Source organism: Pseudobutyrivibrio sp. (assembly GCF_015057185.1).
Classification (GTDB): Bacteria; Bacillota; Clostridia; order Lachnospirales; family Lachnospiraceae; genus Pseudobutyrivibrio.
Genome location: NZ_SVEV01000036.1, coordinates 20903 through 32686, shown reverse-complemented (window position 1 = coordinate 32686; position 11784 = coordinate 20903). Strand labels below are relative to the sequence as shown.

The 11784-nt window shown below is 37.8% G+C and carries 12 protein-coding genes and 2 tRNA genes; 1 reads left to right on the top strand and 13 read right to left on the bottom strand.

Annotated features, from left to right (window positions below):
- Positions 1-517: 517 nt before the first annotated feature.
- Positions 518-590, bottom strand: a tRNA-Gly gene (locus tag E7276_RS13100).
- A 239-nt stretch (positions 591-829) separates the two neighbouring features.
- Here E7276_RS13100 and pgeF point away from each other — a divergent pair.
- Entirely contained in the window at positions 830-1651 is an 822-nt protein-coding gene (gene pgeF / locus E7276_RS13095; RefSeq protein ID WP_294218456.1) for a peptidoglycan editing factor PgeF, read from the top strand.
- A 281-nt stretch (positions 1652-1932) separates the two neighbouring features.
- On the opposite strand, the gene E7276_RS13090 is transcribed toward pgeF, so the two are convergent.
- The 12 genes from E7276_RS13090 to E7276_RS13035 all read right to left on the bottom strand — a co-directional run bounded on the left by E7276_RS13090 (position 1933) and on the right by E7276_RS13035 (position 11714).
- Positions 1933-2005: transfer RNA gene (locus E7276_RS13090), tRNA-Gly, on the bottom strand.
- Positions 2006-2165: 160 nt separating this feature from the next.
- Entirely contained in the window at positions 2166-2708 is a 543-nt protein-coding gene (locus tag E7276_RS13085; protein WP_294218454.1) for a hypothetical protein, read from the bottom strand.
- 20 nt (positions 2709-2728) lie between these two features.
- The gene (locus E7276_RS13080) at positions 2729-3961 is read right to left on the bottom strand and encodes an immunoglobulin-like domain-containing protein (RefSeq protein WP_294218453.1); all 1233 of its coding nucleotides are present in this window, start codon (positions 3959-3961) and stop codon (positions 2729-2731) included.
- Positions 3962-4029: 68 nt separating this feature from the next.
- Positions 4030-4746, bottom strand: coding sequence for a hypothetical protein (locus tag E7276_RS13075; protein ID WP_294218452.1), 717 nt, complete (start codon positions 4744-4746; stop codon positions 4030-4032).
- Between the two features lie 177 nt (positions 4747-4923).
- Positions 4924-5289, bottom strand: coding sequence for a hypothetical protein (locus E7276_RS13070; RefSeq protein ID WP_294218450.1), 366 nt, complete (start codon positions 5287-5289; stop codon positions 4924-4926).
- A gap of 191 nt (positions 5290-5480) precedes the next feature.
- A complete protein-coding gene (locus tag E7276_RS13065; protein WP_294218449.1) occupies positions 5481-6185 on the bottom strand; it encodes a zinc ribbon domain-containing protein in 705 nt (234 codons plus the stop codon).
- Between the two features lie 103 nt (positions 6186-6288).
- Entirely contained in the window at positions 6289-7611 is a 1323-nt protein-coding gene (locus E7276_RS13060) for an MATE family efflux transporter (protein ID WP_294218448.1), read from the bottom strand.
- Entirely contained in the window at positions 7595-8071 is a 477-nt protein-coding gene (locus E7276_RS13055; protein ID WP_294218447.1) for a J domain-containing protein, read from the bottom strand. Before E7276_RS13055 ends, E7276_RS13060 begins: the two co-directional genes overlap by 17 nt.
- Positions 8043-9263 carry a bifunctional folylpolyglutamate synthase/dihydrofolate synthase gene (locus tag E7276_RS13050; RefSeq protein WP_294218445.1) on the bottom strand — a complete coding sequence of 407 codons (1221 nt, stop codon included), beginning with the start codon at positions 9261-9263 and terminating at the stop codon, positions 8043-8045. The genes E7276_RS13055 and E7276_RS13050 overlap by 29 nt, the downstream gene beginning before the upstream one ends.
- An 8-nt stretch (positions 9264-9271) precedes the next feature.
- Positions 9272-10108, bottom strand: coding sequence for a DegV family protein (locus tag E7276_RS13045; RefSeq protein ID WP_294218444.1), 837 nt, complete (start codon positions 10106-10108; stop codon positions 9272-9274).
- Positions 10109-10234: 126 nt separating this feature from the next.
- The gene (locus E7276_RS13040; RefSeq protein WP_294218443.1) at positions 10235-11371 is read right to left on the bottom strand and encodes a transglutaminase domain-containing protein; all 1137 of its coding nucleotides are present in this window, start codon (positions 11369-11371) and stop codon (positions 10235-10237) included.
- Between the two features lie 139 nt (positions 11372-11510).
- On the bottom strand, positions 11511-11714 hold the full coding sequence (locus E7276_RS13035) for a cold-shock protein (protein WP_028235478.1): 204 nt from the start codon (positions 11712-11714) through the stop codon (positions 11511-11513).
- Between the last annotated feature and the right edge of the window lie 70 nt (positions 11715-11784).

Here is an 11784-nt window from a genome sequence, read left to right as displayed (position 1 = left end):
GTGTAAGTAACAAGCTTGCTTGTTACCAATTAACTTGTATTAATTCAAGGTTTGTTTCACTGTTCAGTTATCAATCTGCTTTTTCGTTTTGCACTGTGTGACTTGCTGTCCCACAGCGCTCGATTATAATATCACCTATATTTTACAGTGTCAATGAAAAATCCATATTTTTTTAAAGTAAATCATCTCCGCCCCAAAGCAACCATTTGTGTGAATTGCGCCAATTATCTAATAATTAGCAAATCATCATATACTATTAGCCTTAACGTGGCGAATATGCCTTTGCTATAAATATAAAAAATAAAATAAGTAAAATGGGAAGACTACTTATGAGAAAGATATTACTTGCAGATAACTCCGACAATAAAGAAACACTTAAGCTGTACAAATCTCAATTATGGCAAGAATACTGTCCCTGGAATGATTATTACCCAGAGAAAGAAGAAAATGTAAATTGCTCTTTTAATATAAAAAATGAGATCATCCTATTGGATGACCTCATTTTTTATACTAAAAGAGCGCGAGACGGGACTCGAACCCGCGACCTCCACCTTGGCAAGGTGGCGCTCCACCAACTGAGCCACTCGCGCATAGTGCCAGAGTTTCAACGAAGTTGAAACGATGGTGCCAGTCTTTCGACCAGCCGTCACTTCCTGACGACATGTGTTATTCTATAGTAACTTTTCACATAAGTCAATACATTTTTTAAAGTTGCAAAGCTTCACTTTTATTCTCCGATTTTCAGAAAATTCAAATATCCTTTTTTCGGTTTTTGTCAGGACGATATGCTATACTCATGATTAAATTATAATTATAGGCGGTTAATGTTATGAATTTAGAAACCCAAAATAACGTATCATTTGTTACATTTAGTTCTTTCAAAAACGCAGGTGTAAAGCACGGTTTTTCCACAAGAATCGGTGGCGTCAGCGAAGGTGTATATGATTCACTAAATCTCGGCTTCAATAGAGGCGATTCAGATGAAAATGTACGCGAAAACTACCACCGCATAGCAAATGCTTTAGGTATGAATTACGATCGTATGTGTCTTTCAAAACAAACTCATACCACAAACGTGATTATCGTAGATGAGAAGGATGCCGGAAACGGGCTTACAAAGCCACTGCCCTACGATGATGTAGACGGCTTAATCACTAACATAAAAGATATGCCACTTGTGACTTTTTATGCAGATTGCGTTCCATTATTCTTTTATGACCCAGTAAAAGAAGTAGTGGCACTTTCTCACTCCGGCTGGCGCGGCACAGTGGGCAAGATTGGTAAAGTTACTGTTGAAAAAATGTGTACTGAGTTTGGATGCAATGTGAATGATATCTTATGCGGAATCGGACCTAGCATATGCAAAGATTGTTATGAAGTAAGCGCCGATGTTGCCAATGAATTTATAAAGGCTTTTGGTGAAGAACATAAATCAACATTACTTCGACCATCTATTTTTAATCCTGACGACAAAGACAAATATATGTTAGATTTATGGGCTTCCTGCCGCCTTGTATTCCTTGAAGCAGGAATTCCAGAAAGCCATATCGAGACCACCAACTATTGCACACACTGTAACCCTAATCTTTTTTATTCACATAGAATCATGGGTGCAAATAGAGGCAGTCTCGCTGCTTTTATTTCGTTATAGTGGACTTTCAACTAAGCAAAAAGCCCCTGGTTGTACCCCTTGTGTACCCCACGCTCGACGGGATTAAGAAAGCATCTCGTCAAATTGCGCGAGCTCGATAAATCAAGTGGGAAGACGCAGCATTATATGTGCTTCGCACGGCTGCGTCGTAGCAAACAGGTTCCTCCCACTAAAGTGGGTCCCTCCTATATGCATTTCGTCCCGTCTCGATTTAAAGTAATCATTTAGTATAAAAAATAGGATCACCCATAAATGGATGATCCTATTTTTTATACTAAAAGAGCGCGAGACGGGACTCGAACCCGCGACCTCCACCTTGGCAAGGTGGCGCTCCACCAACTGAGCCACTCGCGCATAGTGCCAGAGTTTCAACGAAATTGAAACGATGGTGCCAGTCTTTCGACCAGCCGCCACTTCCTGACGACATGTGTTATTCTATAGTAACTTTTAGTATAAGTCAAGGGATTTTCTAAAGTTGCAAAGCTTTAAAAAATCCCTTGGATTTTCAGACAATTTATTTATTCTGAGGACTATCATATTCGATAGAAATGAGACTATCTCCATCAAAAATAAATACTAGGGATACTCCATCCTTTTCGTATGTCATGGCTCCTGTTGCCTCTGTTGTTGGTTCGCCATAGGCTGCAATGATATCATCTCTTGAGCTAGAAAGATCGATACCTTCGGCAGTAGCCACATTATCAGTTCTAAGAAGGACATAAAGAATAAGGTCCTTGTCGCCATCTGGATAGGTTTGGATTTCAAAATCACTATAAGTATATAGTTTTCCGATTCCATCTGCTGCACAGCTTGGTGACTCAAAATATTCTTGAGGTTCGCCAAGTGCCTCTACTATAGGAGCTGCATCTGCATCTACAGGAATCTGCTGTCCATTATACGTAAATACGTATCCTGATGCCGCATCTGCAGAATCAGAAGAACCTGCCGCCTGAGTGTTGTCTGACTCAATTACCTTTGTGTCACTAGAGCCGCCGCATGCAACCATTGAAAGAGCTAAAGTTGCTGAAACAGCTAATACTAATAATTTGTTTTTCATTATGTCAATTCCTCCTGAATTTATTGTATTGTAGGATATTTACTAGGATCATAATTGTGAGTATTGCCATGTGTATTTGAATATTCCCAAAGATCCGCATCATGCCAGTAAAAAATCAAAGTTCCATCCAATTGTAGGTTTGGATCATAATGATACCAGCCCTCGCCAATATCAATTAATAACCAATAATGTCCTCTGGTATCACGGATTTTCTCTATTTCCATATTTTTGATACCAAGTCTATTTAACATAACCTCAGCAGTTTTCTGTTTAACAGTACAATCTCCAACACGATAATACATTCCCTTATATGCAGCCGATAGCAAATCATCGATACCTGCAGATTCAGAATATGTAATATTGTTAACTACCCAGTTAAATACTGCTCTAGCTTGCTCTTTTTGACTCATTCCATCGGTGATGATTTCTGCTAAAATCTCATCTGCCATGGCATTTACTGTCTCTTCTGTGGCTGCATCAATTTTAGCTGACACTATTCTCACTGTAGTGCTTTTCTCAGTTGTGTTTCCAGCCTCGTCAGTTGCAATGTAAGTCACTGTATAAGTACCACGCTTATCTACATTTACCTGGGAGCTATCCACTTCCAAGGTTGGATTAGGATCGTAATTATCAGTTACTTCAACATTTTTCTTGTATGAAACAGTATCACCTTGGGCAATTTCAATCGGCTCTACACCAGTAATCTCAGGTGGAGTTATGTCCTCTACAACTGTACATGGGATTGTAGTTTCTGTAGTATTACCTGATGTATCTGATACAACTATAGTAATATCGAACTGCCCCTCAGTGGTAAAATCGTACTGTTCTGCAAAATCAATAGTGCAGTTGGTTACATCATTTACAGCCTCTACCAAATCTGCGGCAGTTGGTGGAGTTGCATTTGTGTACATTGTAACTGCATCTGTTGCAAGTGTAACTGTAGGAGCGATTGTATCCTGAACATGCAAAACTGTATCATATGTCTGCTTGCCGAATATAGGCATTTTCCATTCAATCTTCAGTTGATAATCGCCAGGAACATTGACGTCGAATGCAGAATCTTTTGTGAATTTGGCGCCGGAAGCCTCACGCTTAAGAAATTCTGAAACATCGCAATTAGATGAACCAGCCTCTACGTAAACCTCTGCATAAACCAAATCCGATTGAACATTGTAATAGGCAAATAAACCTATGCCAGCTGCTGCAATCAAAACTGCTATTATGCAGATAATAATTAATATTCTCTTTTTCATTATCCTTCCCTTATTTCATTACTATATTTAACTACATGATTATAGCATATATGAAATATATTATAATATTAAAAACTACGCTTACAGTAGACAATATTAGAACAGTATTTGTTTATTAAACTCGCCCCTTCAAACTGTAAATATTCGTCGAAATTTATGTAATATTTTTTGCCCCAGCTGGACACCTCAGCCATCCGTAATTTAGCATCAGCAGTGGCGGATTCTGTCAGCCCAACTATAGTCATATAGTGGTTATTTACAGCTCCCACTTTAAAATAATTTTCCTTCAAATCATCATATTTATATAAGGCTAATTTTTCTTTGCCAGGAGCATAAATTGACCAGATAACTGGGATATCGTTTTCTAATTGCTGCTTAATTTTTTCATACAAATTCTTATGCCCGTGTAGTCCATACCATTTGAATCTATAAGGCAGTTGTATCCTTCTACAGCAATCATTTAATTCTTTACAAATCTGGGCAGGAATAATTCCTATCGAAAAAACAGTCCTATTATTCCTTTTAATTTCACGCAAGAATAGACCAGATAGTTTATGTCTTTTAATAAACGTTTTGGCCGAAAGAATATAATCTGTTAGCGTAATTGTAGATGTATTGTTCAAATATAAGCATACATCTATCGCTGCCACCATACCGCACCCTTGACCAGCTGCAAATGGTATGTCAGACCGCTTGAAAAAGTCCTGATTTCCACCACAATCCCCTATTATTTTTCCATCATTAACTACTTTTACATAATCGTTCTTTAATTTTACCCTAGTCATAAAGCTCCCCGCATACTTAGCCATCTCATGATAAACACATCTTGAGTCAATGTTATCACTGGTCTATCCAGCTAACAAGAATATTAGGCAAATAAGATTTTTCTTTACTGGTAAAAAACAGGGTGGTTTTCTTGCAAAATAAAAAGGACATCATAAGGATGTCCTTAGTTAACCTAATTAAAAAGCATATAATTTTCTTACGTGATTCTCAACGATGTTCTCAGCCTTGATCTGGAATTCTCCATTAAGAAAAGCTTCAAGCTGACCGTGAGTATTAATTGCCTTGCCATTAACAAGAATAATAAATGGCTTTTGACCATCTTCATTTAATAACATTCTATAATCAACTCTATCGAGGGCAAACTCAACAGCCATCTCATATGAATTAAAATAAGCCTTTGTATTACCAAGAGTATGATCAGAAGTAATCCAATATTCTTCAACAAAATTGATATCTGGCTCAATCATGCTCATTTTAACAAATTTTTCCTGGCTCTCTTCACGTAATAAATTGTACTCTTTATTAAGTGTTGTAAGTTCCATTTTTCACCTCTCAATTTGCAAAAACAAAATAACAATTCTACAAACATACGAATGTTATCACAATAATCATTACATGTCAACATATTTTAATATTATACGCATTTTCTATAACGCAGTATATTAAACACCTTTTTCATCCATATAACGAAAAAGGATTCAGAGCAAATTGCCCTGAATCCTAAATAGTTTATTTATAAATCGATTTCACCACCATCAATCTTCCAATCACCAATGCCTTCGTTGATCATAGGTAATTCAAGCACTTCCTCGTCGCCGTCATAGCTGACAGTAACATACACTGTGCATTCATCTGCAAAATATTTATTAAATACATCAGTGACTATATTAGCATCATCACCATAATCAGCTTCAACATCTTCTAGCTCTACACCAGCGAACAAATCGCCAAAAACACCATATGCATCGTCCTCGTAGGAAGATAACAAATGTAATGCAGCTGCTGATTTAGAATCCATGTACTTGGCTGCTTCGTCAAATTCGAGATCCTTCACAGCTTCAAACCATTTTTCAACCGCCTTTTGTGGTGTTGGGAAAATAAAGTATAAGCTACCGAATCCCACAACAACTATAAATAAAAGAATCAGTACAACCAGTAGACCATGGCCCTTTTTCTTAGGTGGATAGTATCCAGGCTGTTGAGCATATTGTTGCTGTGCATATCCATAATCAGTCTGCGCATTATATTGCTGTTGCTGATTGTATCCGTAATCAGGCTGTGCACTATATTGCTGTTGCTGATTGTATCCATAATCAGGCTGTGCACTATATTGCTGTTGTTGATTAAATGTATTCTGCTGCGGGTTCTGTGGCGCACCACAGCCAGAACAAAACTTTACTCCATCAGGTAATTCTTTACCACATTTTTCACAAAACATATCATTCTCCTTATCGCACCCTTTAATTATTATGATTGAAATAATTTATATTATATCAATCAAGCTAATATATATATTAGCATAATAAGTATTATATTGCTACTTATTTATTAGCTTTTTTCCAAAGATATTTTACTGGAACTGTTAAGAACACTGCTTTTAGTACATTGTCCGCAATCATACAGCACCATACATAAATCAATCCCATACCAAAGAAATGGATTCCTATGTACGTTGGGAGAATTCTCACTAACCACATGCCGCAAAATTCTATTACAAATGGATACTTTGTCCTGCCTAATCCGTAATATATTCCTTCTGTAATAATATATAAACCAAAGAATGGCTCGTTAAAGGCAACCATTTTCAGTACACGACTACCTAGCGCAATTACCTCTGCATCCTCTGTAAATATTCCCATCAAAGGCGCTGCCAATATATATAGTAACACTCCACTAATAGTCATAATTGCAACTGTGGCTATGATACTGCTAACGCAGACTTTGCGATATTTAGGATAATTCTGTTCACCATAGGCAATTCCAACCATTGTATTAGCAGATGATTTGAAACCATATCCGCCAATATAGAATAACTCCTCAGCTCCTACTGCTATACTATGGGCTGCAAATATAATAGTGCCCATATGAGATACCAGCCCTGCAAAAACAACATAGCCAGAGGTAGAAGCCACGTTAATCAAGAGTAATGGAATTGCAAGCTTCCACATTCTTCGCTGAATTTCTTTTTCAGTGTCAAAGAAATTGCCTTCGAATCTAAACTCAGGATGATGGAAGAATGCTAATAGCATTAGAACACCGCCAGCAACTGCGGAAATACATGTGGCATATGCAGCACCATCTACACCCAAATTTAGAACATAAATAAATATGTAATCCAAAACCACATTCATAATATTGGCACCAACTCCAATATACATAGGTGTTTTGGTGTCCTTAGTGGCTCTGACTGCAGCGGCAAGTATTATATTTATAGATTTAAAAACTATTGGTACAGAAACCCAGAAGAAATATCTTGTAGCTGCAGGTGCTACTTCGCTTGTAGCCCCCATCCAGCCTGCCACAAATGGACACACTGCCAGACATATCGCTTCTACTACTACACCTACGCCAACCGCAAACAAAAGGCTAAGCTTTGCCACCTGAGCAATTTTGTGCTTTTCTTCTGCGCCAATTGCTTGGGCAATCATAGTCATAGCTCCAACGCCAAAAGCAACAGGAATACTTCCTATCAACCAAGTTATAGTGGTTGAAGTAGATACAGCTGCCGTAGCTTTGGCACCGAGATGCCCAACCATTGCAGTATCAACATACTGCATTAAAACCGACAAAATCTGTTCAAGCATAGTAGGTAGTGCTACTGCTACTACAGCTAAAAATATATTTTCATCAGTCCGCTTTTTCATTATCTCCATTATTTTTTCCTAATCCATTGGCCCATATCATTGCCTGCAAGGTTCGAGCCGCTCGAATAGCATCAATTGCCTCCATAGCTCTCTTATAATCAGCTTCTTGTTTTTTTGCTTTATCTGCAAACTCCTTTTGTTTCTGAGCAAACTCTTCTGCCTTTTTTTGCTTTTGTCTAGCCGCCTTTTTCTGAAATGCTGCATAGTCCGCATTGCTTGCAGTGGTTCTCTGTTGAGGTTTACCCACAACCCTAGAATGAGTCATAACTTTACCTTTTGATTCAGTCATGAGAAACTGATAGGCCTCTGTTATTTGCTCATACATAGTAACGTCATTGCTGCCAGTAACATCAGGATGATATTTTTTGACCAATTCTTTGTATGCTGTTTTAACCTGGGAATTAGTAGCGTAAATAGTCAACCCAAGAACGCTACACGCTTCCTGCCTCGTTCTTATCATGTAAAACCTCACCAATAAAATATAATGACCCCATCATTATAACCTTGTGTCCGCTACAACTAGCCAATTTAACTGCTTTTTTGTAATCCTCACAAGAAATTGCAGCTATACCGATGCTTTGAAGACTCTCTGCTAATTTCTGAGATTGCATCGCTCTAGAATATTCAATAGTCACGGTATAAATCTCAGCAATAATCGGACGGATGATTTCTACCATTTCCAGATAATCTTTATCCGCCATTACTGCCATTATAAATGAAAACTTTTCATTTGGAAATTCCGCCCTAAGGCTATCATATAAAGCCTGTACCCCAGATGGGTTATGAGCTCCATCTAATAGAATAAATGGATTCTTAGATATAATCTGCATTCTACCAGGCCAAGAGGCTTCTGCTAGCCCCTTCTTAATACTTTCCATTGTAATTTTTATTGGTAAATTCTTTATTATTTCCACAGCAGTAGCTGCATTTTGACGTTGATATCCACCAAATAAACCAAGTTCAATGTTAGTATCTATTGGCTGTGCCTGAAAAACCTCAGCGCCAAGGCTATGAGCCCTCTCGCTAATAACGGAAACAGCACCTAGAGGTAACTGACCAATTACAACAGGAACTTTTGGTTTAATAATGCCCGCCTTTTCACCAGCAATAGCTTCTATGGTATCACCTAAATACTGGGTATGCTCTAAGCCTATGGATGTGATTGCACAAACTTCAGGATATTGTGATAATCCATTGGTAGAATCCTTTGCCCCACCAAGACCAGTTTCAAGAACTACATAATCCACATTGTTTTCACGGAAATACACCATAGCCATAGCTAACCAATAATCAAACATTGTTGGCTCTAAATCCAAATCTACACCAAGAAGCATCGTTCCAATTCTAGTGACGTCCTCTCTAGAAATCTGCTGACCATTTATTTGAATTCTCTCTGTATAATCAATCAAATGGGGAGAGGTAAACAACCCCACTTTAAAAGGCTCATTAGACGCAAAAGAAGCAGCCTGTAAGATACTACTCACAAAAGCTGCCACTGATCCCTTGCCGTTGGTGCCAGCTATGTGGATAATGTGAAATCCCATTTCCGGATGGTTAAGAGCATCCATAAAATGTGATGTCACATCTCTCCCGCAAGCTTTTCCAAATCGACGTTTATTATCAATTATATTAACAATCTCTTCGTATGTCATTAATCAAACTAGACTACCATGATAACGCCTCCATCGTTTGCATACATGGTACTAACACCTCTCATGTCCACGATAAAGATCTCTTTAAAATTGGCAATCGACTCCATTTTTTTCTTTAATGATAGAGCACGCTCAGGACAGTTGCAATGAGAAATTGCAAGAATCTTGTCCTCACAATTTGTTGTTACATCCATAAGACATTTTGTCATCTTTTCAATGGCCATATTCATGCCACGGCCCTTGGCCAACTGCTGAATATAACCAGTCTCTGTAGAACCCATAACAGGTTTGATATTAAGAGTGTCTGCGATAACTGCTTTTAATCCAGAAAGACGTCCTGATTTTCTAAATGTTTCAAGTGTCTCAAGCACGAAGAATGTGTGCTGCCCCTCGATGTATTCGTCAACCTTTGCAATTACTTCTTCGAAAGACATGCCAGCATTTTCACACTCAGCAATTTTAAGAGCAATTAATGTCTCGCCAATAGAAGCTGATTTAGAGTTAAAAATGTGTACATTTTTCTCAGAATTTTCCTCATGGAATAAATCCTTGCCAAGGCAGGCACTATTGTATGAACCAGAAAGCTCAGCCGAAAGAGTGACTACGTAAACATTATCAGCATCGCATTCCATCTCCTTCATAAAAGCCTCTGGTGAAGGACATGCTGATTTAGGAGCATTAGGACTTTCTGCGACCTTTTTAATAAAGCTTGCCTGATCAAAAGTCTCGTCATCTACAATTTGTTCATCATCTATCTCTAAAGTCAATGGAACATTAACAAAACGTCCATCAGCCTTCATCTCATCTGTAAGTTCTCCACAACTATCTAATATAATTTTGTACATGGTATTCCTCCGTATCAATAATCAAGTATATATTACCACCAAAGCAATACCACGTAAATAGTTTTTATTAATTCATCATGTAGTTTTTAAAACCACATGCGTCAAATATTTTAGTTTATTCAATTTTTACCATTGAATTGTCAAAACATTTGCATTATCGTCCTTCAAATAATAGATCGATTCAATATCTTTACAATAATCTGTAATGTGCTTTTCATCAAAGAAATAGGTAATTACTCGTCCGTAAAGATCAGAACTGCTAAACTTTAAGGATATTTCACTATCCCCCGCTTCAAAGGACTGGGCAATTCTATTTCCTATAGCATCTGTCCCAAACCAATCATAGTAGAGGCCCTCATGGACATAATAATTATCTGCATTGGACAAGCATTCTGGCACTTCAAAGCTAGATGTTATAGTGTGACTCTGGCTAATTTCCTCTGTAGTCAGTGCCATGTATGCATAGTTCACACGCTTTGTTGTGTCATTATTTTGGTTTAAATATTTACTATTTCCCCAGGTTACGTCCATATAATAATAGGCACCATCAAGGTATACTAAATTCCATGCATGATTCTCGTTGTTGGCCGTTCCTGTAATAACCACACTGTTTATTCCAAGCTTGTCCAAAAGGTACCATGCTGCATCTGCATATCCCTGACATACGGTCTTGTTATATAAGAAAACGCTGAGAATATTTTGATTTTCCTGGCTATTTACATCATAATCTACATTTTCAATTAGGGTCTCAAAAACGTATTTAGCTTTTTCATAATCACTGGCAGACTGGCTTATGCCCGACAACCACTGGTTAGATATTTGTTCCACACTTGCCTGATAAACATTTTTTTGATCTTCAGACATTGTATATTTAGGTAAAAACTCTAGACGTACGACTTCATCCCCAGAAGTGTAGGTATTGTACTGATATCCACTAATCCAAAATAAATCACCATAATCTGCAGTCATAGCTTCATAAGCAGCATTGAGCACATTTTCATCATTTGTGACAAGTGTAACTGCATCATCGAAATTGATTATACAGTCGTATATTTGGTCGTAGGTTTCCTGGGCCTCAGCGCTAATATGCTGGTATGCATATCTGTCATAAGAAACACTTTCAACTGTAACAGCTTCTGGGATCTTAGAATCTATGAGTTTCCCGCTTTTCCATTGCCTATAAAAAAATAATCCAGCAAGTACCGCTACAATAAAGAATAGAGTTAATAATATATTAAGTAAAAAATGCAGTATCTTTTTCAATTAATTCTCCTCTAAAAAAAAGTAAGCAGCGTAATTACTTACGCTGCCTCTCCCCCTTAATCAATTCTGTATTGCCTATAGCTTGTTTTTCATAACACAACCAAAGGTATCCCAAAAATATGATTAATGAAAAATTTGATTAACGTACAACTGTTACGTTAACAGCCTGTGGTCCCTTTGCCCCATCAGTTACTTCATACTCAACTGTAGCACCTTCCTCGAGAGTCTTGAAGCCCTCTGAATTGATGCCGCTGAAGTGAACGAATACATCGTTTCCAGCTTCGTCTGAGATAAATCCGTAGCCCTTTGAATTGTTGAACCACTTAACTGTACCTTTGCTCATGCTAAAGTACCTCCAATATATTACTCGTTGAGCCCCACGCTCAACTAAATTTAGTTTAACAGAACACTTT